We start from the raw sequence: 21,977 nt of genomic DNA, 5'->3' as shown, positions 1-21,977 counted from the left end.
GAGTGGCGATGACGGACGAGACGAGCGTGCGGACGGGGTTGCCGCTGCTGCAGCCGGGGCAGGCGCAGAAGGAGATGGGGCATAACGAGGCGCTCGCGCTGATCGACCTGCTGCTCCAGCCGAGCGTGGTCACGGTCGGGCTGAACGTGCCGCCGGCCGCGCCCGCGCGCGGCGCGTGCTGGATCGTCGGCGCCGCGCCGACCGGCGACTGGGGGGGGCATGCGCAGGCGCTGGCAGGCTGGACGCCCGGCGGGTGGCGGTTCGCCGCGCCGCGGGCCGGCATGACGGTGTGGCGCGAGGATCTGGCGACGCTGATCCGGCATGACGGGACGGGCTGGACAGCCGCCGATATCACCGGCGGGCGAGTCGTGATCGGCGGTAACAAGGTGGTCGGCGCGCAAGGCGCGGCAATTGCCGATCCGGTCGGTGGAGCCGTGGTCGATACGTCCGCCCGGGCTACACTTTCCGCCGTTCTGGTGCTATTGAGGAGCCACGGATTGATCGCCGCCTAAACACTCTAAAAACTGTGGCGTTCCAGCAACACCTCGAACTTTTGTGCGCTTGCGTGGAAACAAGCTGAAGGATAGGGAGTTTGCGATGTCCGTGTGACACTCATGAAAGGGGATTTATATGCGGAAGCTTGCCGTCGTTCTGGCACTCGCCTCCACCGCACTCGCCACTCCTGCCCTCGCCCGCGACAAGTCGTGGTACGTTGGCATCGAAGGCGGTGCGATGATCGTTGAAGACATCGATTACGACATCGGTGCTCTGAACAATGCCGGTTCGGTCGACCATGACTATGGTTATGACGTCGACGCAGTCATGGGCTACGATTTCGGTGGCTTCCGCCTCGAAACCGAAGTCGGTTACCGCAAGGCCACTGTGGACGGCTATTCGTCGACCACGACCACGCCAGCTTTCACGGGTGCAGGCGCGCTCGTCGCCGTACCGGCTGGCAACTATGACTATGCTGGCGGTTCTTCGTCGGCACTCAGCTTCATGCTGAACGGCCTGCTGGACTTCGGTCCGGATGACGGCATCCAGGGCTTTGTCGGCGGTGGTGTCGGTGTTGCTCGCGTCAAGGCGAACTACGCCCTCAACGACAACGGTTCGTTCCTGAACGATTCGGACACCGTGTTCGCCTATCAGGGCCTCGCCGGTATCCGTGCACCGCTGACCGACCACATCGACGCGACGCTGAAGTATCGTTTCTTCAACGCCGAGAACGTCAAGCTGGTCGACAACACCAACCGCGTGTTCGACGGTCGTTACCGTTCGCACAGCATCCTTGGTGGTGTGACGTACAACTTCGGCGCACCTGCCGAGCCGATGGCACCTCCTCCCCCGCCGCCGGCACCCGAGCCGATGGCTCCCCCGCCGCCGCCGGCGCCGGTCGAAGTCGTTTGCTCGCCTGGTCCGTTCATCGTGTTCTTCGAGTGGGACAAGTCGGACATCACGCCTGAGGCTGCGTCGATCCTCGACAACGCCGTCACGCAGTACCAGTCGTGCGGCAACGCACAGGTCATGCTGGCAGGCCACGCCGATAAGTCGGGTTCGGCGTCGTACAACGTCGGTCTCTCGCAGCGTCGTGCAGACGGCGTCCGCGCCTATCTGTCGTCGCATGCGATCCCGGATGGCGTGATCTCGACCGAAGCGTTCGGTGAGAGCCGTCCGCGCGTCGACACTGCCGATGGCGTGCGCGAAGTGCAGAACCGTCGTGTGGAAGTCACCTACGGTCCGGGTTCGGGCCAGTAAGACTTCCGCCTTCCGGTCCTTCGGGATCGGATGCAGGAAAAAGATCGGGGAGGTCGGCGCGAGCCGGCCTCCCTTTTCTTTTGTCTGCTGTTCGTTGGGGCGGGAAGAAGTTTGGTTCGCGCGGAGGCGCGGAGGCGCGGAGGCGCGGAGCCTCTTGGGATGGGCGGCGTGGAGGATGCGGCGGGATTGTTGTTGCGCTGCGCGCGGGGGGTGCTGTCGTGCGTGCGTCAGGACCCGGAGCCGAGCGGCACCTCCCCCTCTCGTCATCCTGACGAAAGTCAGGATCCAGAGCCAGGCAGCGCCAGCGTTCGTGACCCTGGGTCCTGACGTTCGTCAGGATAACGGGTGTGGGGTGAGGGCGGTTTGCGTCAGCTGGTGGGATCGTCTTCTGCCAGCGCGGGGGCGAGCCAGGTGGGGATGAGGGCGTCGCCGAGGGCGTCGGTGCGGCGGTGGTCGATCATCAGGGCAAGGTCGGGATAGGTGACGCGGGTGCGGCTGCTCGGTTCGGTGAAGGGGGCGACGACGAGGCGGCGGTTGACCTTCGAACGGTGGTGCATCCGCGCAGTGTTCTCCTGGCCGACATAACAGCCCTTGGTGAAGCTGACGCCGTTCAGCTCGCGCGCATTGCATTCGAGCCAGAGCGTCTCGCCATTGCCGAGCTCGGCAACGCCTTCGGTCACGCCGAGCGACAGCCGGTGCGCGTGCCAGGCGGGTGACGCATCGCCTGCCGCCGCGTCCGCGGGGGCGAGCCAGCGGTGGCCGAGCGCGGGAAGCCGCGGGTCGGGGCTGCCCTCAGTCCCCGTCGGCGCCCAGTGGACATGGAGCGGATCGGGGGCGATCGTGAGCGCGCGGCGCAGGCGGTAGAGCGTCAGTCGCTTCGCCAGCGCCTCGGCCTGCGTGGCTTCGACATCGACCAGCACATCGGCGCCGTCCGCCCAGAGGATGAAGTCGAACAGCACCTTGCCCTGCGGCGACAGCAAAGCGGCCCAGCCGGGCGCGCCGGGCGCGAGCAACGCGGTGTCGGCGGTCACCAGCCCCTGCAGAAAGCCGCGGACGTCCTCGCCCGCGATGCGCAGCACCGCGCGGTCGGCAAGAAGGGTTGCGCTGTCGGTCTGGGTCATCTTCTTCACCTAGTGCGTGCCCGGCGATTTCCAAGGCGCGCAACCGTCTGGCGTCGCCTGCCGCGCGTCGGTAGGAGGGCGCATGACCGACAGCATCACGATCCGCCGCCCCGACGACTGGCATCTCCACCTGCGCGACGGCGCGATGCTGGACGCGGTCGCGCCGCACAGCGCGCGGCAGTTCGCGCGCGCGATCATCATGCCCAACCTCACCCCGCCGGTGACGACGATCGCGGCCGCAAGCGCCTATCGCGAGCGCATCCTCGCCGCGGTCGGCGGCCCCGAGGCGGGCTTCACGCCGCTGATGACCTGCTACCTGACCGACGGCACCGATCCCGCCGAGATCGAGCGCGGCCATGCCGAGGGCGTGTTCACCGCGTGCAAGCTCTACCCCGCGCATGCGACGACCAATTCGGCGCACGGCGTCACCGATATCCGCGCGCTGACCGGCGTGCTCGAGACGCTGCAGCGGATCGGCATGCCGCTGCTGATCCACGGCGAGGTGACCGACAAGGCGATCGACATCTTCGACCGCGAGGCGGTGTTCGTCGAACGGACGCTCGCGCCGCTGACGCGCGACTATCCGGGGCTGAAGATCGTGCTCGAGCACATCACCACCGCCGAAGCCGCGGCGTTCGTGACCGAGGCGGATCACCCGATCGCCGCGACGATCACCCCGCAGCATCTGCTGATCAACCGCAACGCGCTGTTCGACGGCGGGCTTCGGCCGCACGCCTATTGCCTGCCCGTGCTCAAGCGCGAGACCCACCGGCTTGCGGTGCGGAAGGCCGCGGTGTCGGGGAGCCCGCGCTTCTTCCTCGGCACCGACAGCGCGCCGCATGTTGTGGGGGCGAAGGAATCGGGCTGCGGCTGTGCGGGGATCTTCAACGCGCCGTTCGCGCTCGAGGCGTATCTCGGCGTCTTCGATGCGGAGGGCGCGATCGACCGGTTCGAGGGGTTCGCGTCGGAGCACGGCGCGCGGTTCTACGGGCTGCCGCTGAACGAGGGTACGGTGACGCTGGTGCGCGAGAGCGTGATGGTGCCCGATCGGGTCGGGGAGGGGGATACGTCGGTCGTGCCGTTCCTGGCGGGGACTGATGCGGGGTGGCGGTTCGCGGGGTAGGGCGCGCCGTCTGTTTCTCCCGTCATCCTGACGAACGTCAGGATCCAGGGTTATGCGCGTTGCCCTGCCTGGCTCTGGATCCTGACTTTCGTCAGGATGACGGATCTTCCTCCGCGAGTCGGTCGAGCCAGAGCCGCGCTTCCTTCTGTTCGCCGGGTGCGCTCGCGCTGACCGGCCCGCGTGCGGCGAAGAAGTCGCGGTGGAGCGCGAACGGGTCGAGCATCAGCCGGTCGCGCATCGCGTCGATCTCGGCGGCCATCTCGACGAGCGCGGCGATCGTCGGGGCGATTGCGGTGCGGACGCGGCGGTCGCTGCTGCGGTCGAACAGGCCGAGCGCGCCGTTCGCAGTCTTTTCGAGCGCGGCGATCAGCGTTGCGCGATAGTCGGTTTCGAGATCCTCGCGCTGGGCGTCGAGACGGGCGAGGCGGTCGGGTTTGGCCATTCGCGTGGCGTTAGGCGATTGTGGGGGTGGGCGCTACCGGGGGCTGGTGTCGCCGTGGGTGCCCGGCGGCCCGCCGCACACGCTGTTCTCCCGCGAAGGCGGGAGTCCAGGGTTGTGGGGATGAGGGGTGTTTGGCGGGGGTGGTGCCGCGCCGCGGGCAAAGCCCGCGTCGTCGGGCGGCGCTACGCGCCGCCGGCCGGGCTTGTTGGAGTCAGCCGGGCGTGGCCGGCTGCCCACCTTCGCCTTAAAACGGCAGCCACCTGCTTTTGTGGGTGATGTTCATGTACCCGACGTTCACGCCCGCACGCCAGCCGACGCCGAGCCGGATCGGGATCAGCACGACGTTGCCGCGGCGGAGATAGGTCGCGGCGAATCCGCCGACGAGATAGAGCCGGCCCTCGACCGCGGGGAAGCGCTTGTAGAGCTCCTCGGTGTCGTAGAGATTGTAGACCAGCACGAAGACCTTGTTCGCGTCGCCGCCGACGTCGAAGCCGACCGACGGCCCGGTCCAGTAGACCGGCTTCTCGCCCTCGACTTTGTGGTTCATCAGCCCCGAGCCGTAGCGCACGCCGAGGATGAACGCGCCCGACGCCTCGCGCCCGGCGATATAGGCATTGGGCTGGCCCTGGTCCTTCAGGATGTTCTCGAGGATCCCGCCGAGCCCGGCCGCGCCCTTGCCGAACACGCCTTCGCCCGCGGCGAGCAGGTCGTCGCGCTCATAGGTGTCCGCGGCGCTCATCGTCGCCTCCGCGCGCGTCGTCGCGCCGGGGCCAGGCGCGGGTGGGGGCGGCGCGGCGGGCTGGACCGGCTCGACCGGCGCGGGCTCGGGATAGCGCTGGTCGGGGACCTGCTGCCCCCGCGATGGGGTGGTGTTGGTCTGGGGCGCGAGATCCCCGTCGATCGCCTGGTTGGGATCGATCGTGCGGACCTGTGCGGGCGCGCTGCTCGCGATCGACGCTGCGAAGGCGCCGAGGCCAAGCCAGAAACTGCGCATGATGCTATCTTCCCCAATGCCGAGTGCGCGTGAGTTAACAAACCCCCGCCTGACCCCGCAATGAATGAAACGGCGGGAAGAGTCGAATTCGCGTCCGGTACCCGCGTAACGACGGTTGCCCCCGCCGCAGACCCTCGCTATAGCCCCGCATCTGCTGCAGCCGGAGACGTGGGTGAGTGGCTGAAACCAGCGGTTTGCTAAACCGCCGTACCGGGTTTACTGGTACCGAGGGTTCGAATCCCTCCGTCTCCGCCATTTTCGTCACCGGCAGTGTGATCGACGGTGTGCCCCCCCATCAAGCGTGCCGACGCAGGGTAGCGGGCCGCTTGCGCGGTGGGCCAGGCGCGACTTTGACGTCCGGCCTCTTCGATCATCGCCCCTCTTCGATATCCCACCTAACGGATCGGCGTTGAATATCGGCTGTTGTCGTGTATGCGTGTGGCACCACTAAGAGGGTTGATCATGAAGAAGATTTTCGCTGTCGCCGTCGCTGCCGGCCTGTTCTCGCTCGCAGCTTGCAACACCAGCCCGCGCGAGCAGGCAGCCGACAACATCGAGTCGAACACCGAGGCGGTCGCTGACAACCTCGAGGACGCTGCCGACCTCACGGGCAACGAAGCAGCCGAAGAAAGCCTCGAGAACAAGGCTGACGCGGTGCGTGCGACCGGCCAGAACCAGGCTGAAGACATGCGCACCAACGACGCTGATACCAATCTGTCGAACGGTATCTGAGCCACAGCGCTCAGGGTCGCGGGCCAAGCTGCCTGCGTCCCCAAGCGACGTGCAGAGAAGGGCATCCGGGGCGACCCGGATGCCCTTTTTGCGTTCGGGGACTGTGAGCCGGGCGCCGCTGGCGTCGCCTATCGCGCAGTCGGCTGGTCAGGCCGCATCGGCCCGCCGGGCGGCGCGGGCGTGTTCGCGCGTGAAATCGCCGACGCCGCGATCGGTGTGGCACAGCCGGTCCCAGTGGCGGAAATACAGGCCGTAATTGCAGCCATAGAGTTCGTGATGGCGCTGATGATGGCTGGCGGTGATCAGCCAGCCGCCCAGCGGGCCGCTCCACATGAAGCGTGGGAAGATCTCCCACCCCATGTGGTTGGTCACGCCCATCACCGTCATGATCGTCAGCACGACTCCCAGCCCGTAAATGTGGATCGGCACGAAGAAGACGAGCAGCGGAATGACGATGGCGCCGCTCAGCGCCTCGATCGGGTGGAACGCCATCGCCGCCCATGCCGTCGGCGGACGGCTGGCGTGGTGGAGCGCATGCGCGAGCTTGAACGGGGCGGGGCGGTGCATCCAGCGATGCGTCCAGTAGAACCAGGCATCGTGGAGGAGCAGATAGGCGAACACCGAGACCGGGAGGTACCAGAGCGGATAGGCGTGGACATCGGCATAGACCTCAGTCCAGCCGCGATGCTGCCAGCCCCAGGCGACGACGCCGGCGGGAATGCCGTAGAGTGCGGCGGAGGCGAGGCTCCAGACGATCTCGCGCCGGACCTGCGGATCGAGCCCAAGATACAGCCCCGGATGCTTGCGCGTCGTGATCCACGCGAACGCGCCCGACACGAGCAGATAGCGGACCCCGACGATGACGGTCATCGCAATGGCGGAGAGGATGATGGCAAGCGTCATGCGGGGTCCTCTACACCGCGGCGGTCGGCGGCGCGAACCGCAAGCGCACGGCGGCGCGCGGGCAGCCCCCACCAGGGCGTGCCCGGCGACAGATGATGTTCGTGATGATAACCGCCAAAGTGGAAGCAGGTCATCAGCGACAGCGCGGGTCCGATGTCGAGGCTGTGCGCGCGGTGGGTATCTGCGAAGGGCAGGTCGCGCTCGCGGTGCGGCAGCCAGGTGCCGAAGACGAACAGCTGCGCGACGGCGCCGAGCGCGGGCAGCGCCCAGAAGATCACGATGTTGCCGAGCGGCGCGCCGAGCAGCAACGTATAGACCAGCGCCACCAGCGTGATGCGGATGATCTGGCCGTGCGAATAATAGGTCTTGAAGAACTGCAGGAACCAGCGGGTCAGCCGCGGATCGCCGCCATGGAAATCGGGATCGCCGGCGCGTCCGGTCTGCTTGTGGTGGAGATGATGCTGCGGGAGCAGCGACGCATAGGACAGGCAGGCATAGAGCGAGAGACAGGTCGCGCCGATCGCACGGTTCAGCCTTGGGTGCTCGGGCGCGAGCGCCCCATGCATCGAATCATGCGCGACGATGAACAGCCCGGTGGAGAGCCAGGTCTGGACGAGGACCATCAGGACCGCGATCGGCAGCGTCGCGAGGCTCCACTGCCAGAAGAATATGCCGGTGATGTGGATGGCGAGCCACGCGACCATGATCGCGGCGGACAGCGACACGCCGATCCGCATCTGGCGCTTCATCGCGTCCGACGGGTGGGCGGCGGTGATGCTCACCCGCGCTGGTCTGCCGGACTGGTGTTCGGGGTCCGCGCGGGACGGGCCGAACGACGCTGCGCATCGGCATTGGCGCGCAGCTGCGCCTTCAGCACCGCGGGCTTGCGTGCGAACAGGAAGCCGTGGCTGACGGTGCCGTCCTTGCCCTCGACCGCGTGATGCAGGCGATGCGCCTGGAGCAGCCGCTTGAAATAGCCCTGTTTGGGGACCCAGCGGAAGCCGCCGCGCTGATGCACGAGCATGTCGTGGACGAAGGCGTAGATGCCGCCATAGACGGTGATGCCGAGCGCCGCCCACCACAGCGGCGGGTACCAGAGCCCGACGACGAACAGCACGATCGGCACGATCGCGAAGACGATCGCATAAAGGTCGTTCTTCTCGAACCAGCCCTCATGCTCCTCGTGATGCGACTTGTGCCAGCCCCACCCCCAGCCGTGCATCACATAGCGGTGCGTCGCCCAGGCGAAGCACTCCATGAACAGGACCATGCCGACGACGATCGCCAGTTTCTCGACCCAGGTCATGACGCGCGATCGGGCAAATCGGCGCTGACCAGAAGCAGTGCATTCAACATGGCGTATATATAACCGTTCGGGGCGGACGATGCGAGGGCGCGCCGCCATAAAAGCACGCGCCGCACCGCGTCGGCGGCCGCGGGCCGGCGGTGGCATACACAGGTAAATCATACGGATGCGATCGATCGCGGCACCGCAGGGCGGGACGCTGCGTTCGACCCCGATGCCCGCTTCGAATTTCCGTGCCGACCACCGCGACACCCCGTCCTGGTTGCTGGTCGCAGCCATGATCCTCAGTTTCCTCGTCGCGCAGCAGGATGACCGTTTCACGGTCGATCCGCTGCGGGCGGTGCCGGCGATCCTGTCGCTGCTCGCGCTGGGCGGCGCGCTGGCGATCGGCCGGTATAGCGCGCGACCGCGGCTTGCCGCGGGGGCGAGGGCGTTTCTGCAGATGACGCTGTTCACGCTGTTCGGCGTGGTCCTCGCCTATGCGCTGGCCGCGAAGTCCGGCACCTTGTGGGATGCCCGGCTGGCGGCGGCGGATCGTGCGGTCGGCTTCGACTGGCCGGTCGTGCTCGCGTTGCTCGACCAATGTCCGCCGCTGATCTGGCTGCTGGGCCTCGCCTATCACAGCCTGACGGTGCAGATGATCGTGGTCATCGTCGCGCTGAGCGGGATGGGGAAGTTCGACATGCTGCGGACGATGGTGTGCGCCGCGATCCTGTCGGGGTTCGTCACGATCCTCATCTCGGGTCTGACGCCCGCGATGGGAAACCTGTTCGACCCGGCGCGCTACGTGCATCTCTGGCCGTCGATCGCGTGGCTGGAACAGGGGCTGATCTCGGGGCTTCGCGACGGATCGCTGCGCGTGCTCGATCTCACCATGCTGATGGGGATCGTCAGCTTTCCCAGTTTCCATGCGACGCTCGCCGCGATCTTCATCTGGGCGTTCGGTGCGATGCCGCGCCTTGCCGGGCCGGGCCGCGCTTGGGCAATCCTGACGATCGTCGCGACGCCGGTGTTCGGCGGTCACTACGGGGTCGATGTGCTGATGGGGCTGTTGCTCGCGCCGCCCGCGATCGTCGCGGCGCAGCGCCTCACGCAGCGCAGGCAGCCCTGTCCTCAGCCAGGTCCAGGCCTGCCGGCGTAACGATCGCGTCGTCGCGCAGCGCCGCCTCGACGCACGCGGCCGCGTCGGCGGCGCCCCCCGCCATGGCCATCTCCGCCGCGAGCAGGCCGGCCGCGCGGCGATAGCTTGGATCGGTCAGGACGTGGCGGAGCGCGGGTTCGAGCCCGCCTTTGGCGGCGTCGGCGGCGGACACGATGCGCGCCGCGCCGATCCGCTTCAGCCGCGCCGCGGTCGCCGGCTGTTCGAACGCCAAGGGCACGGTGACGATCGGCACGCCCGCCGCGAGCGCGTCGAGCACGGTGTTGAAGCCGCCGTGGAGGATGGCCGCCGAACAGTGCGGCAGGATACGCGTCTGCGACCAGAAGGCGCGGACCAGCGGGTCGCCGGGCAGCGAGGCCGCGTCGCCGTCGCTCAGGCCGCCGCCATGCGCGACCACCGCGCGCGCACCGACCGCGGCACAGGCGGCGGTCATCGCGGCGAACAGCGACCGGCGCGCGCCCTGCAGCGACCCGAGCGAGCAATATATCAGCGGTCGGCCATCGCTTTCGGGGATGTCGTCCACGGGTTCGTAGAGGCGCCACGGCGCGCCGTAGCGGAAGCTCGGCGGCAGGGCGGTGCGCGGAAAGTCGAGCCCTGCGGGGCATTGCGCGATCTGCAGGCGGTCGGACCATTGCTGCTGCGGGTCGGGATCGAGCCCCCAAAGCTGTGCATAGGTCGTCACGATGCGGGTCACCGGGCGCATCAGCAGGTCGCTGACCGCATAGCCGCCATTGTTGCGATTCCGCCCGAGCGCATCGGCCCGGTACGCCCAGCCGAGAAAGGGCGGGGGGATCATCGGTTCGCGGAGCAGCGGCAGCCCGGTGATCGCGGTCACGAACGGCAGGCCGAGATGGCGTGCCACCAGCGCCCCCGCCGGCTCGACCGAATCCGCCACGACCGCATCGACGCCGAGCCGCGTGAGGGTGGCCGGCAGCGCCGCGAGCAGGAGCCCGGTCATCGCCGCGGTGCTGCGGATCATGCGCGGCAGCCCGACCGGCCCCGAGGGCTGGGCGAGCTTGCGATAATGTTCGGCCAGCAGCCCCTGGCGATCGGCGGGATGGTCGAGCGGCGCGAACGCGACGTCGCCGCGGGGCAGCATCGCCGCGACGTCGGCCATATGCACCAGCGTGACCCGGTGCCCCGCGGCGACGAGCGATGTGCCCAGCGCGACCAGAGGATTGATGTGCCCGGCGGTCGGCGGCGCGATGATGGCGATATGCCGCCCTGCAACAGTCAATTCAGGAGCTTTCCGACGCCGTCTGGTAGGGCCGCCACTATCAGCATGGATGCGACGCGCGATAGTCGCAATACGGTGATCGAGTATAACTTGGTAACGATCTCCCCCTGGGATCGATCTCGCCGCATGGTCGCGCTTGGCCAAGACCCGCGCGGCCGCGCGGTGTCATCCCGGCTTCACGATGGACGCATAAGACGCCCCGAATCGCAAGCGGGGGGCGTGGTGAACAGGGACGCGGGGGTTTTCAGGGGCGTCGGGGAGCGCCGGCCGGTGACGCCGGCGCTGGCGATGCAATGCCCGGACGCGGCGCTGTCACGCGCGCTGCGTGCGTTCGTGCACGGGCGGCTGGGGCATCACGCCGACGGCGACGACGTCGTGCAGGAAACCTATCTGCGGCTGTTCACCTATCAGACGAGCGCGCGGGTCGAGGACGTGAAGGCGCTCTGCTTCGCGATCGCGCGCAATCTGCTGCGCGATCATCACCGCGTCGCCCGGCGCGGCGCGCATGTCGAGCTGGACGAGGCGATGGTCTGTCCGCTGCCGGCGGCGGATCGGGTGGTGGCGTTCCGCCGCGCGGTCGCGCTGATGGCGGGCGCGCTCGAACGCATGCCGCCGCTGCGCCGCGAGATATTCCTGCGCCGACGGCTGGACGGGCTCACCACCGCGGCGATCGCCGATCGGCTCGATATGAGCACCGCCGCGGTCGAGAAACACGTCGTCCGGGCCTTTGCCGACCTTCGTACCGCGCTGGCGCGGCGGGGGTTCACGATGGAGGCGGGGGCGTGACCGCCGGCACTGGCAGCAGGGGCGGGGGCGCGGCCGTGACCGATGCCGCGCTGACCGATGCGCTGCGGACCGCCGCTTTGCACTGTGGCCGGCTGTCGGACGAGCAGGTCCGCGCGCTCAGGCGGCGGCGGCGGTCCGTCGTCGTCGCGGCCACGACCGCGCCGGTCGTCGCCGTACTGCTCGTTCTCGGCCTCCGCATGGCCCCGCCGCCGGCCGCGGTCGCACCGTCGCCGCAGCTGTTCGCGACGCGGGCCGGCGAGCGCGCGACCGCGACGCTGGCGGACGGCACCACCGTCCGGCTGAACGGCGCGACGCGACTGCAGGTCGTCTACACGACCGCCGGGCGCAGCGCGCGACTGCTGGCGGGCCAGGCGTTCTTCGACGTGCGCCACGATGCCGCGCGCCCCTTCGTCGTGCGTGCGGGCGCCAGCCGGACGCGCGTGCTCGGCACCGCGTTCGACCTGGATCTGACACGGCGACAGGTCGCGCTGGCGGTCTATCGCGGTGCGGTCGGGTTCGACCCGCTCGACCCGGCGTCAGCAGACGCGCGGCGCGGCGTCGTGGTCCGTGCGGGCTATCGCAGCAGCATCCGCGGCGGCGTGACGGCGGTACCCGAGCGCTTCGATCCGGCGCTGCCCGACTGGCGTGAGGGCTGGATCGACACCGCGGGCATGCGGCTCGACGATCTGGTCGAGATCCTCGACCGGCAGGGCGGCGTCCGGATCGCGCGCCCTGCCGAGCCGCTCGCCTCGACGACGGTGTTCGGCCGTTTCCGGACCGATCATCCGCGCCAGCTCCTGGCGGCGATCGGCGGCGGGTTCGGGTTCGCGGTGGTCGAGCGGGACGGGGGTCTCGCGCTCGAAACCGCACGCTGAAAAAAACACTGTCCGGATCCGTCGGGCTGCGCCGTCTTCCTCCCGAATGGCGCGTGGGGACGCCATGACGGGGGATTATCATGACGCGGTTTTACGGAACGTCGGCACTCGCTCTGGCGGTGTGTGCGCTTATGGCGCCAGCGGCGGCACACGCCCGGCCGGCGGGGGCACAGTCGGCGGGAACGCGCGCGTTCGCCATTCCCGCAGGCGACCTCGCCGCGGCGCTGTCGGCCTATTCGAGCGCGACGGGGATGCAGGTGATCGCGGCGCCCGCGCTGATCCAAGGACAGCGGACCGGGGGGGTGAGCGGGCGGCTGACCGCGCCGGCGGCCCTCGCCGTGCTGCTGCGCGGCACGGGCCTGCACCCGGTCGAGAGCAACGGCGTGCTGGTCCTGCGGCGCGCGCCGCCGCGCCCGGGCCTGCGCACCGTCAGCGCACCCGCACCGGTAGCCACGCCGGCAGTCGCGGGGGGCGTCGCGGGGGGCGTGTCGACGCTGGCGGCTGAGCCGGTCGCGGTCGCCGACGACATCGTGGTCAATGGCTATCGCCGCAGCCTGCTCGCCGCGCAGGAGCTCAAGCGCCGCGCGGTCGGGACCGAGGACAATATCGTCGCGTCCGACATCGCCGCCTTTCCCGACCTCAATCTCGCCGAAGCGCTGCAACGCGTCCCCGGCGTCGCGATCACCCGCGACACCGGCGAAGGCCGCCAGATCGCGCTGCGCGGGCTCGGCCCCGATTTCACGCGCACCCAGCTGAACGGCATGGAGGTGCTCGGCAACACCGCGTCGGGGATGGACAATCGCGGCAACGTCAGCCGCAGCCGCGGCTTCGACTTCAGCCTGTTCGCGTCCGAGTTGTTCAACCGCGTCAGCGTGCAGAAGAGCTATGCCGCCAATCAGGACGAGGGCGGCATTGCCGGGACGGTCCAGCTCTTCACCGCCAAGCCGTTCGACTATGACGGGCAGAAGATCGTGCTGTCGGCCAAGGGCCAGACCAACGACCAGACCAGCGGCATCACCCCGCGGCTCGTCGGGCTGTTCTCGCAGCGCCAGGGCGATTTCGGTGCGCTCGTCTCGGTCGCCTATTCGAAGATCCGCAACAACGAATATGGCTATCGCAACTGGAACTGGGGCAAGGTCACCTACGGCGCGAACAATATCGGGCCCGAGATCGATGCGGCGACACGCGCGCTGCTGCGCGGCGGCACGATCTTCGCACCGCAGGCGCAGTCGCCCTCGACCTGGTACACCGACCGCGAGCGGATCGGCGTCACCGGCGCGCTGCAATATCATCCGGGCGATCGGTTCAAGCTCGATGTCGACCTGCTCTACGGACACCTCGCCGACAAGCGTGACGACTGGGCGATCGCGGCGGGCGGCTATAACGCGCTGACCGGCAATGTCAGCGGCACGCAAGTCATCCGCTCGGCGACGATCCAGGGCAATTCGCTCGTCGCCGCCAGCTATACCGGGATCGACCAGCGGACCGAGCATCACCGGGTCGAGAACCAGACCGATTTCTATCAGGCGGTGGCCAATGCCGAATGGAAGGTCGGCGATCGCCTGACGCTGACCGCGCTCGCCGGCTATCAGAAGTCGGCCTTCGCGCAGCCGACGTTCGACAAGATCTTCCTGCAGGCGCGCAACACCGCGTTCAGTTTCGACATGCAGCCGACGATCCCGGTCAACACCTATGGCTTCGACCTGACCAAGCCGGCGAACTGGAACGTCCAGCGGCTGGTGACGCAGGAAAACACGATCGACAATGCCTATCGCAACGGCCAGCTGCAGGCGGTCTATACGGTGTCGCCGATCCTGAAGCTCGAGCTTGGCGGCGAGTATAAGCGCTTCACCAACAGCGGGTACCAGTATCTCACCAACATCTTCTACGGGACGCAGGCGACCAGCGACCGCGCGGTGCCCGACGCGCTGAAATACGTGATCAACCGCGACAGCCTGATCCCCTATATCGGCGGCGACGTCGCGGGCATCTACGCGCTGCTCGGCAACAACCGGAACCTGACCGCGGCGAACCTGACCGCGGGCAGCGACTTCCGCATCCGCGAGACGAGCTGGGCGGGCTTCACGCAGCTCGATCTCGATACCGAACTCGGATCGATGCGGCTGCGCGGCAATGCGGGCGTGCGCTATTACCATACCGCGCTGGTCTCGAGCGGGTCGCTTGCGACCGCGACCAACGGTGTCACGGTGCTCCAGCCCGTGACGGTCAAGACCAGCAACGACGACTGGCTGCCCGCGCTCAACATCGCGCTCGACCTCACGCCGAAGCTGATCGCGCGCGCGTCGGCGAGCCGCAACGTCAACCGTCCCGGCCTGCCGCAGCTTGCCGCCGCGGGCACGCTGACGGTCGCGCCGTTCGGCGGCACGGTGTCGGTCGGCAACCCCAACCTCCAGCCGTTCCGCTCGACCTCGGTGGAAGGCGGGCTCGAATATTATATGGATCGCAACGGCTTCGCGTCGGTCGGCGTGTTCTGGAAGGATCTGGCGAGCTTCATCACCTCGGAGACGTCGCAGGTGCCCTACAGCGCCACCGGCTTTCCGGTCTCGCTGCTGCTGCCGGGGCAGGACGGCACGACGCCATACAACTATACGCGGCCGGTCAATGGCGACGGTGCCAGCATCCGCGGGGTCGAGGCCGCGATCCAGCACGACTTCACCTTCCTGCCCGCGCCGTTCGACCATTTCGGCGTGGTCGCCAACGGCACCTGGATCGATGGCGACCAGAAGGCGATCTACAACGGCGTCGCCCAGACCATCCCGCTGTTCAACCTGTCGAAATGGGCCGCCAACGCGACGCTGTATTTCGAGACCAAGCGGTTCGGCGCGCGCGTTTCGACCGCCTATCGCAGCCGCTACATCACGGGCGCAGGGAGCAACGCCAATGTCGGCGACGGCATCCGGCCGACCAACAACGTCGATTTCCAGATCCGCTACAGCCCGGTCGAGAATCTGCGCTTCGTGATCGAGGGCATCAACGTCACCAACCAGCCGATCGAGCAGTTCGCCGATCTCAGCGCCGACCGGACGCTCGTCTACACGCGCAGCGGCCGCATCTTCACCTTCGGCGTGACCACCAGCTTCTGACCTTCGCGTCCGCGGCGATCCCCGCCGCGGACGCGGGCGTACGGCGTATCTCCACACACCTGCCACGGGAGTTTGCATGAAAAGCCAAGCTACATTGTTGTCCGCCGTCGGCCTGGTCGCCGACAACCTGTTCCACATTCGCGCATCGGTGACGCCGCGATAACCCGACCGCGCCGGGTCAGGCGCGGACGAGGTGGATGTTCGGGTGGTCGGCGATGATGGTCAGGATGGTGTCGAAATAGGTCTCGCCGCGGCCCTGTTCGAGCGCGTCGAGCTGGGTGGTGATGCGTGCGGCGTCGAAGGCTGTGTTCTGGAGCTTGGCGCGGAGATGGGCTCTGGTGGCGGCGATGCCGAGCGCGGCGCGGCTCGTCTCGATATCCTGCCAGACGAGGATGACCGGCGCCTTGCCCGCAAGCGCGCCGTAGCTGCCGTAGAACAGGTCATCGAGCGCATCGAGGCTGGGGCCGAGCGACCAGTCCTCGCCCGCCATGAAGACGCGGTTGATCTCGTCGTAGAAGCTCGCAATGTCGCGGATCGCGCGGCCGGCGATGGTGAGGGTCGTGGCCCTGGGGTCGTCGATCATCCGCGTGCTGGTCCGTCCGTCAGGTGGCGCCGGCCTCGATCCGGCAGTGCGACACATCGGGGACAGCGCCCGCGGCGTGCGCGAGTTCCGTGCGCGCGGCGTCGATGTCGCGGCGGAAGTCGGGGGCGGTGTGCAACGTGGCGTTGAGAAGCGGCTTTACCGGGCGGATCCTTCGAGGTCGCCGCATTGCTTGGCGATGCGGACGGGATTGCAGCGCGCGACATGGCCGTCGGGGAGCGCGACGCGGTAGCCGCCGGCGAAGCGCGGATCGGGCCAGAGATAGTCGGTCGAGACATAATGCGCGCCGCCCGCCAGCGCGGTGTCGCGCGGCACGCCGTCATTGGCGCGCGCCTCGCGCGTGTTGGCGTCGGCGCGGGTGCGGACGAGGAAGCCCGCGCGCACGTCGCGGCGGATGCGTTCGGCGTCGCGGACCGGGTCGTTGAGCGTCAGATAGGCGGCGGCGGGCGACGCCTCGTCGGTGTTGATGAACAACACCCGGCCTTCGAGCGAGCGGCGCGCCCCGCGATAGACCGCGACCTTGGCGGGGGGCTCGTCGAGCGCGAACAGGAATTTGCCGCGCGACGCCTCGAGCAGCGGCCAGTTGTCGGCGAGGACGGCGTCGCGGAGCGTCGGATAGCGTCCCTGCACGTCGTCGGGCACGATCAGCCTGGCCGGCGCGAGCACCGAGCGGATCTCCGCATCGAGCGCGTCATAGGCGGCCGCGTCGAACGGCAGCGCGTCGATGCCGCCGCGCGCGGCGTTCTGTTCGTCCTTGGCGTTGAACATCAGCAGGATCGGGACGTGGCGCGGATGGCGGGCCGACCAGTCGCGGACGATTGTCAGGCATTCGGTGAGCAGGACGCAGCTCGACGCATTGTCGATGCCGGGGATGTGCAGCACCTTGAAGCCCGGCCGCTGCAGCTTGGGGTCCGACGAGCCGCGCGCATAATGCCCGCCCTGCGGATCATAGTTCACGTCGATCTCGAGCTGGCGCGCGCCCGCGTCGAGCTGCTCGACGAGGCTGCGATGCGCATAGTCGAGCGCGTCGGCCATCGCCGGATCGGCGGCGCGCACCTTCGCCATCGTCGCGGCGGGCATCGGCTGCTTGTAGCTGTTGTGCGTGCCGATGACGGCGATGTCGTTGATCCGCAGCGGCGCGGCATCCTTCGCGGTCGCGGTGCCTGCGAACAGGGCGAGGGGGAGAACCGCCGCGGTCGCCCGCAGCATCGTCGAGATACGCATGATTGTCCTGCCCTGTTGGCGCCCGGCCGGCGTCGTCCGCGGGCTATGGCCGCGCCAGATGACGCGCAGAGGACCGTTCTGTTACGCGACCGTCTTAATTGGGCGCGCGGCGGCCCGCGCGATGGGGCCGCAGATTGTGTATCGCGGTCTCTAAGCCATTAACTAATTGGACAATATCGGGTGATACTCGCTGTCCCCTCAGGTGGGGGACAGCGTGTTTAGACCTTGGATATGGATGTGCGGCGTGGCCGCGCTGGGCAGCGCGACGCCGTTGTCCGCGGAACTGAACGTGCCGATCGCGGCGCGGGTCGTGTCGTTCCTTCAGCCCGGTCCGGCGGGGACGGTCGCCGCGGCGATCGTGTTCGAGCCGGGCAATGCGGCATCGGAGGCCGAGGCGGCGGCGATCGAGCGGGCGATCGGATCGGGACTGGCCGCCGGACGCAGTGCGATCCGCGCCCGCCGCGTGCCGGTCGGCGCGATCGGGTCGCTGGCCGGATTCCGGCTCGCCTTTGTCACGACGGGATTGCGCCCGGAGCATGCCGGCATCGCCGCCGCGGCCGCCAGATCGTCGGTCCTGACGATCTCGTCGGACCCCGCCTGCGTGCAGACCGCGCGATGCGTGGTCGGCATCACCTCGGGTCCCAAGACCCAGATCACCGTCAATCGCGCCGCGGCACGCGCTGCCAATATCAGATTCGGGTCGGCATTCCTGATGCTGATCAAGGAAATTTAACGATGACCGTTTCGACTTTCGCCACCGGATTGCGCGCCATGCTGACGGCCGGTGCAGTGCTGTGCCCGGCCGTCGCAGGTGCGCAGGCCGTCGATTACCAGGCGTTGCAGGAGACGATCGGCGAGCCGGTGACGACCAGCGTCACGGGCAAGCCGCAGCGCGCGTCCGAACTGCCCGCGTCCGCGATCATCATCACCCGCGAGGATATCGCGCGGTCGCCCGCCCGCGACGTACCCGGGTTGCTGAAGACGCATGCCGGCATCGACGTGAACAGCTGGACCGCGGGGCAGAGCGACGTGTCGGTGCGCGGCGGCGTGCAGACCTATAATGCGCGGTTGCTCGTGCTGGTCGACGGACGCCAGGTCTATCTCGATCATTATGGCATGACCGACTGGAATCTGCTGGGGGTCCAGCTCGAGGAGATCCAGCAGATCGAGCTGGTGCGCGGGCCCGCGAACGCGCTGTTCGGGTTCAACGCCGCCAGCGGCGTCGTCAACATCATCACCCGGCGCGTCGGCCAGACGCCGACCGTCACCGCGACCGCCGAGCTCGGCAATCACGACATCAGCCGGCTCGCCGGGTCGGTGACGCTGCCCGTCACCCCGGCGATCGGGATCCGGCTTGCCGGGGTCCGCGCGCGCGAGGACGAGCGTCGCATCCCGGCAACGCTGCTGCGCCCGGCGATGGTCAGCGACGTCGCGAGCGACCAGGTGTCGGGCGACATCACCGGTTCGTTCGACGGACTGGAGACGGTGCTGGGCGGCGGCCATTCGACCAATCGGCAGGCCGAGTATCTGCCGAGCCAGCTGCTGTCGAACCAGCGCTATCGCAGCGACAACGTCCATGCCTCGGCCACGCGCGACACGGGCTGGGGCGGCGTGACGCTGGGCGGCTATGTCAACTGGCTCGATGTGCAATATGGCGTCGGCGCGACGGCGGATGCGACCGAGCCGCTCGGGTTCAAGAACCGGATCATCGTCACCCAGGCGTCGACGCTGGTCCGGCTGGGCAAGAGCGATACGCTGCGGCTCGGCGGCGAATATCGCAACAACCGGCTGCGCTCGGCCTATCAGTTCGCCGAGCGCATTTCCTATGACGTCGGATCGGCCAATGCGATGCTCGACCTGCACCCGGACGAGGCGATTTCGATCACCGCGGCGGCGCGGATCGACCGGCTCTGGCTGCACCAGGCGGGCGCGATCGCGCAGCCGAGCTATGACGTGGCGAGCGATTTCGACCGCGCCTTCACCCGGTTCAGCTTCAACGTCGCGCTGCTCGTCCAGACCGATGCGCGCGGCCAGCTGCGGATCAATGGCGGTCGCGGCTACCAGCTGCCGTCGCTGGTGAATTACGGGATCCGCCTGCCGATCATCACCCCGGCGCCGGTGCCGATCTTCGTGGCAGGGTCGCCGCGGATCGATCCGGTCGGCGTGTGGAGCGGCGAGGTCGGCTATGCGCGGACGATCGGCGGGACGCAGATCGAGGCGAACGCGTTCGTGACGAAGACGGACAATGCGATCGCGTCGCCGGGCGACGGCCTGCAGACCGAGCTGTTCCTGACCCCGCTGCCCTCGCTCGTCGCGCGGTTCACGGCGATCGGCGACTATACCACCTATGGTACCGAGGTGTCGGCGTCGGGCGCGGTCGGTGCGCTCACATGGCGCGCCAATTATACCTGGACGCACACCGACGAGCAGCTGGCGTCGCTGACGCTGCCGATCCCCTATGCGCTGTCGCCCAAGTCGACGACGCCGGTCCACAAGGCGAATCTGGCGCTCGGCTATGACATCGGGCGACTGTCGCTGTCGGGGGTCGCGCGCTACACCTCGTCGACGCGGCAATTCGCCTTCTCGTCGACGCCGCAGCTGCTGCTCTACCGGGTCGACGACGCGGTGGCGCTCGATGCGCGGGCGGGGCTGCGGCTGACCTCCGCGCTCGAAGTCTATGTCGCGGGCGAGAATCTGGCGCTGGCGGACGGCGCCGCGGTATCGCCGATCCCGGCGGATCGTCGCGTGCGCGCAGGGGTGCGAGTTGCGCTTTAACGCGTTCTTCCGGCTGTCGGACCGGCTCGACCGCAGGCTGGCGCTCGCCGACCGGCCGATCGCGGTCAAGGTCGCGGCGACGCCGGTCATCATGCTGGTGCTGTTCGTGGTGATGGCGCTGGCCAGCACCGCGGCGCTGCTGATCACCGGGCGCAGCGTCGACGACATCGTCAATCGCGACATGCGCGATATCAAGCAGCTCAACGCGATCACGCAGCGGTTCGATATCGCCAACGCGAACGTCTATCACCTGCTGGTGACGAAGGCGGCGACGCCGACGATCGCGGTCGACGGGCAGGTGGCGGCGATCCACCGCGACCTGGCCCGGGTCCGTACGGCGCTGGTTGGCTACCGCCGCAGCCACGCCGGGCAGCGCGCCCAGCTGGGCCCGGTGCTCGCCGATCTCGACCGATATACCGCGACCGTCGACGTGCTGACGTCGATGCTCGAGGTCGACTTTGCCAGCACCGCGGCGATGGTCGACCCGTTTCGCGCCAATGCGCAGCAGATCGATGCGCGGATCCGGCGCGTGACCGCCGCGGGTATCGGCCGCGCCGGGCAGGCGGCATCGGGGGCGCTGCTGGTCACGCATGTCACGATCGCGATCCTGCTGCTCGTCCTGCTCGTCGGCACGGGCGGGAGCCTGGTAATGGCCTATGTCATCGGGCGATCGATCATCGGTTCGATCACCGACATTGCGGCGGCGACGGATGCGGTGATGCACGAGGCGGCGATCGATCTGTCGACGCTCAAGCGGCATGACGAGCTGGGGCTGGTCGTCACCGCGCTGACGACGTTCCAGACGCAGCGCGAGGATGCGAAACGCCTCGCGGATCAGGCCGAGCTGCTGCGCCGCCATGCCGAGGAGGAAAAGGCGCGCCAGGCCAGCGCGATCGCCGAGGTCGAGGCGCAGGCGCGGCGCGAGCGCGAGGCCACGCTGGCCGCGCTGGCCGAGGCGTTCGAACGTCAGGTCGGCGGCATCATCCGCGAGGCGCAGGAGGCGATGGCGCTGCTCGAGGCGAATGCGATCAGCCTGCACGAGACGATCGAGGGCAATCGCCGGCTGGCGCAGGAGCTCGACGCGATCGCGCAGCTGTTCGCGACCGAGATGCTCGAGGCGGGCAAGGAGACGCATCTGCTGGCGCACACCTTCGAGGAGATCGACCGGGAGGTGGCGGGGACCAGCCTTGCCGCAAGGTCGATCAGCGACCATGCGCGCAGTGCCAACGATACCGTCGCGCTGTCGCAGGAACAGGCCAGCAGCATCGAGCAGATCGTCGACGTGATCAGCGCGATCACCAAGCAGACCAACCTGCTCGCGCTCAACGCGACGATCGAGGCGGCGCGCGCGGGACCTGCGGGCGCGGGCTTTTCGGTGGTGGCGGCCGAGATCAAGTCGCTGGCGACGCGGACGGGCGCGAGCGCGGGCGACGTGCGCTCGAAGATCGAGGCGGTGCAGGATCAGATCCGGTCGGTCGTGGCGAGCACGGGCAGTCTGGGGGCGCTGATCAACGGCATGGACGACGGTGCGGGCCGGGTGGCGGCGATGTCGCGTGCGCAGGCGCAGGCGATCGAACAGCTCAACGGGCGGATCGAGGCGGTCGAGGACCGCAGCCAGATGCTCACCGAGGCGAGCCAGCAGATCGCATCGTCGGTCGATCGCAACCTGGCCTCGGTCGACGAGGTCCAGCGGACCGGCGCGATGCTGAAGCGGACGCTGCAGTCACTGGCCGACGACGCGCATGCCTTTACCCGCCATTTCCTTGGCGATGACGCAGGCCCCGAGCGGCAGCAACGGCAGGTCGCGTGACGTTTTCGGACTGACGCGCCGCGAGACCTG

The 21,977-nt window shown here is 68.5% G+C and carries 20 protein-coding genes and 1 tRNA gene; 12 read left to right on the top strand and 9 right to left on the bottom strand.

What is annotated here, in order from left to right:
• Positions 1–8 precede the first annotated feature (8 nt).
• On the top strand, positions 9–512 hold the full coding sequence (locus IFS44_RS12055; protein WP_192098597.1) for a DUF2793 domain-containing protein: 504 nt from the start codon (positions 9–11) through the stop codon (positions 510–512).
• Positions 513–630: 118 nt separating this feature from the next.
• The gene (locus IFS44_RS12050; protein WP_056673813.1) at positions 631–1,755 is read left to right on the top strand and encodes an OmpA family protein; all 1,125 of its coding nucleotides are present in this window, start codon (positions 631–633) and stop codon (positions 1,753–1,755) included.
• Between the two features lie 368 nt (positions 1,756–2,123).
• Here the strand turns inward: IFS44_RS12050 and ygfZ are convergent, their stop codons facing one another.
• Complete coding sequence (gene ygfZ, locus IFS44_RS12045) at positions 2,124–2,876, bottom strand: CAF17-like 4Fe-4S cluster assembly/insertion protein YgfZ (RefSeq protein WP_192098596.1); 753 nt, start codon at positions 2,874–2,876, stop codon at positions 2,124–2,126.
• Positions 2,877–2,958: 82 nt separating this feature from the next.
• On the opposite strand from ygfZ, the gene pyrC reads away from it, so the two are divergent.
• Positions 2,959–3,999: a dihydroorotase gene (pyrC, locus tag IFS44_RS12040; protein ID WP_192098595.1), complete on the top strand. Its 1,041-nt coding sequence runs from the start codon at positions 2,959–2,961 to the stop codon at positions 3,997–3,999.
• A gap of 91 nt (positions 4,000–4,090) precedes the next feature.
• Here pyrC and IFS44_RS12035 read toward each other — a convergent pair whose 3' ends face one another.
• Together IFS44_RS12035 and IFS44_RS12030 are read right to left on the bottom strand one after the other, a co-directional pair.
• Positions 4,091–4,441, bottom strand: a complete 351-nt coding sequence (locus IFS44_RS12035; RefSeq protein WP_192098594.1) for a hypothetical protein — start codon at positions 4,439–4,441, stop codon at positions 4,091–4,093.
• Between the two features lie 244 nt (positions 4,442–4,685).
• A complete protein-coding gene (locus tag IFS44_RS12030) occupies positions 4,686–5,435 on the bottom strand; it encodes a DUF1134 domain-containing protein (RefSeq protein WP_192098593.1) in 750 nt (249 codons plus the stop codon).
• Positions 5,436–5,597: 162 nt separating this feature from the next.
• On the opposite strand from IFS44_RS12030, the gene IFS44_RS12025 reads away from it, so the two are divergent.
• Positions 5,598–5,690: transfer RNA gene (locus IFS44_RS12025), tRNA-Ser, on the top strand.
• Between the two features lie 207 nt (positions 5,691–5,897).
• A complete protein-coding gene (locus tag IFS44_RS12020; RefSeq protein ID WP_031393429.1) occupies positions 5,898–6,167 on the top strand; it encodes a hypothetical protein in 270 nt (89 codons plus the stop codon).
• A 147-nt stretch (positions 6,168–6,314) separates the two neighbouring features.
• Here the strand turns inward: IFS44_RS12020 and IFS44_RS12015 are convergent, their stop codons facing one another.
• From IFS44_RS12015 to IFS44_RS12005, 3 genes are read right to left on the bottom strand one after another with little or no spacing between them, the layout of a single operon-like run.
• Complete coding sequence (locus IFS44_RS12015; RefSeq protein ID WP_031439740.1) at positions 6,315–7,070, bottom strand: sterol desaturase family protein; 756 nt, start codon at positions 7,068–7,070, stop codon at positions 6,315–6,317.
• The gene (locus IFS44_RS12010; RefSeq protein WP_234387274.1) at positions 7,067–7,852 is read right to left on the bottom strand and encodes a fatty acid desaturase; all 786 of its coding nucleotides are present in this window, start codon (positions 7,850–7,852) and stop codon (positions 7,067–7,069) included. The genes IFS44_RS12015 and IFS44_RS12010 overlap by 4 nt, the downstream gene beginning before the upstream one ends.
• Positions 7,849–8,376, bottom strand: a complete 528-nt coding sequence (locus IFS44_RS12005) for a sterol desaturase family protein (RefSeq protein ID WP_056673824.1) — start codon at positions 8,374–8,376, stop codon at positions 7,849–7,851. Before IFS44_RS12005 ends, IFS44_RS12010 begins: the two co-directional genes overlap by 4 nt.
• 166 nt (positions 8,377–8,542) lie before the next feature.
• On the opposite strand from IFS44_RS12005, the gene IFS44_RS12000 reads away from it, so the two are divergent.
• Entirely contained in the window at positions 8,543–9,517 is a 975-nt protein-coding gene (locus tag IFS44_RS12000; RefSeq protein ID WP_192098592.1) for a phosphatase PAP2 family protein, read from the top strand.
• On the opposite strand, the gene IFS44_RS11995 is transcribed toward IFS44_RS12000, so the two are convergent.
• Positions 9,465–10,772 carry a glycosyltransferase gene (locus IFS44_RS11995; RefSeq protein WP_244650213.1) on the bottom strand — a complete coding sequence of 436 codons (1,308 nt, stop codon included), beginning with the start codon at positions 10,770–10,772 and terminating at the stop codon, positions 9,465–9,467. The genes IFS44_RS12000 and IFS44_RS11995 overlap by 53 nt on opposite strands.
• A gap of 270 nt (positions 10,773–11,042) precedes the next feature.
• Here IFS44_RS11995 and IFS44_RS11990 point away from each other — a divergent pair, with 270 nt between their 5' ends.
• From IFS44_RS11990 to IFS44_RS11980, 3 genes are all read left to right on the top strand, one after another.
• Positions 11,043–11,558, top strand: a complete 516-nt coding sequence (locus IFS44_RS11990) for a sigma-70 family RNA polymerase sigma factor (protein WP_192098591.1) — start codon at positions 11,043–11,045, stop codon at positions 11,556–11,558.
• Positions 11,555–12,433, top strand: a complete 879-nt coding sequence (locus tag IFS44_RS11985; RefSeq protein ID WP_192098590.1) for a FecR domain-containing protein — start codon at positions 11,555–11,557, stop codon at positions 12,431–12,433. Before IFS44_RS11990 ends, IFS44_RS11985 begins: the two co-directional genes overlap by 4 nt.
• An 80-nt stretch (positions 12,434–12,513) precedes the next feature.
• Entirely contained in the window at positions 12,514–15,537 is a 3,024-nt protein-coding gene (locus IFS44_RS11980) for a TonB-dependent receptor (RefSeq protein ID WP_192098589.1), read from the top strand.
• Between the two features lie 178 nt (positions 15,538–15,715).
• Here IFS44_RS11980 and IFS44_RS11975 read toward each other — a convergent pair whose 3' ends face one another.
• Positions 15,716–16,120 carry a barstar family protein gene (locus tag IFS44_RS11975; RefSeq protein WP_192098588.1) on the bottom strand — a complete coding sequence of 135 codons (405 nt, stop codon included), beginning with the start codon at positions 16,118–16,120 and terminating at the stop codon, positions 15,716–15,718.
• 156 nt (positions 16,121–16,276) lie between these two features.
• Positions 16,277–17,362 (bottom strand): Ca2+-dependent phosphoinositide-specific phospholipase C, encoded by a 1,086-nt coding sequence (locus tag IFS44_RS11970; protein ID WP_192098587.1) that lies wholly within the window; start codon positions 17,360–17,362, stop codon positions 16,277–16,279.
• A 244-nt stretch (positions 17,363–17,606) separates the two neighbouring features.
• Between IFS44_RS11970 and IFS44_RS11965 the strand changes: the two genes are divergently transcribed.
• Genes IFS44_RS11965 through IFS44_RS11955 form a run of 3 tightly spaced genes read left to right on the top strand, consistent with a single transcriptional unit; the run spans position 17,607 to position 21,947 of the window.
• On the top strand, positions 17,607–18,095 hold the full coding sequence (locus IFS44_RS11965; protein WP_159043639.1) for a YfiR/HmsC family protein: 489 nt from the start codon (positions 17,607–17,609) through the stop codon (positions 18,093–18,095).
• A 2-nt stretch (positions 18,096–18,097) separates the two neighbouring features.
• Positions 18,098–20,137, top strand: coding sequence for a TonB-dependent receptor plug domain-containing protein (locus IFS44_RS11960; RefSeq protein ID WP_192098586.1), 2,040 nt, complete (start codon positions 18,098–18,100; stop codon positions 20,135–20,137).
• On the top strand, positions 20,127–21,947 hold the full coding sequence (locus IFS44_RS11955) for a methyl-accepting chemotaxis protein (RefSeq protein ID WP_192098585.1): 1,821 nt from the start codon (positions 20,127–20,129) through the stop codon (positions 21,945–21,947). The genes IFS44_RS11960 and IFS44_RS11955 overlap by 11 nt, the downstream gene beginning before the upstream one ends.
• Positions 21,948–21,977 lie beyond the last annotated feature (30 nt).

It is taken from the genome of Sphingomonas sp. CFBP 13706 (assembly GCF_014842355.1).
GTDB lineage: Bacteria > Pseudomonadota > Alphaproteobacteria > Sphingomonadales > Sphingomonadaceae > Sphingomonas > Sphingomonas aerolata.
Note: the sequence above shows the minus strand (reverse complement) of the source record. Positions and strands in the feature narration are given on the sequence as shown.

Bases quoted from the DNA above. Each gene is read 5' to 3' on its own strand.
- IFS44_RS11975 (WP_192098588.1), bottom strand. From the start codon at position 16,120: ATGATCGACGACCCCAGGGCCACGACCCTCACCATCGCCGGCCGCGCG.
- IFS44_RS12050 (WP_056673813.1), top strand. From the start codon at position 631: ATGCGGAAGCTTGCCGTCGTTCTGGCACTCGCCTCCACCGCACTCGCC.
- IFS44_RS12015 (WP_031439740.1), bottom strand. From the start codon at position 7,070: ATGACGCTTGCCATCATCCTCTCCGCCATTGCGATGACCGTCATCGTC.
- IFS44_RS12000 (WP_192098592.1), top strand. From the start codon at position 8,543: ATGCGATCGATCGCGGCACCGCAGGGCGGGACGCTGCGTTCGACCCCG.
- pyrC (WP_192098595.1), top strand. From the start codon at position 2,959: ATGACCGACAGCATCACGATCCGCCGCCCCGACGACTGGCATCTCCAC.
- IFS44_RS12020 (WP_031393429.1), top strand. From the start codon at position 5,898: ATGAAGAAGATTTTCGCTGTCGCCGTCGCTGCCGGCCTGTTCTCGCTC.
- IFS44_RS11980 (WP_192098589.1), top strand. From the start codon at position 12,514: ATGACGCGGTTTTACGGAACGTCGGCACTCGCTCTGGCGGTGTGTGCG.
- IFS44_RS12035 (WP_192098594.1), bottom strand. From the start codon at position 4,441: ATGGCCAAACCCGACCGCCTCGCCCGTCTCGACGCCCAGCGCGAGGAT.
- ygfZ (WP_192098596.1), bottom strand. From the start codon at position 2,876: ATGACCCAGACCGACAGCGCAACCCTTCTTGCCGACCGCGCGGTGCTG.
- IFS44_RS11970 (WP_192098587.1), bottom strand. From the start codon at position 17,362: ATGCGTATCTCGACGATGCTGCGGGCGACCGCGGCGGTTCTCCCCCTC.
- IFS44_RS12030 (WP_192098593.1), bottom strand. From the start codon at position 5,435: ATGCGCAGTTTCTGGCTTGGCCTCGGCGCCTTCGCAGCGTCGATCGCG.
- IFS44_RS12005 (WP_056673824.1), bottom strand. From the start codon at position 8,376: ATGACCTGGGTCGAGAAACTGGCGATCGTCGTCGGCATGGTCCTGTTC.
- IFS44_RS12055 (WP_192098597.1), top strand. From the start codon at position 9: ATGACGGACGAGACGAGCGTGCGGACGGGGTTGCCGCTGCTGCAGCCG.
- IFS44_RS11960 (WP_192098586.1), top strand. From the start codon at position 18,098: ATGACCGTTTCGACTTTCGCCACCGGATTGCGCGCCATGCTGACGGCC.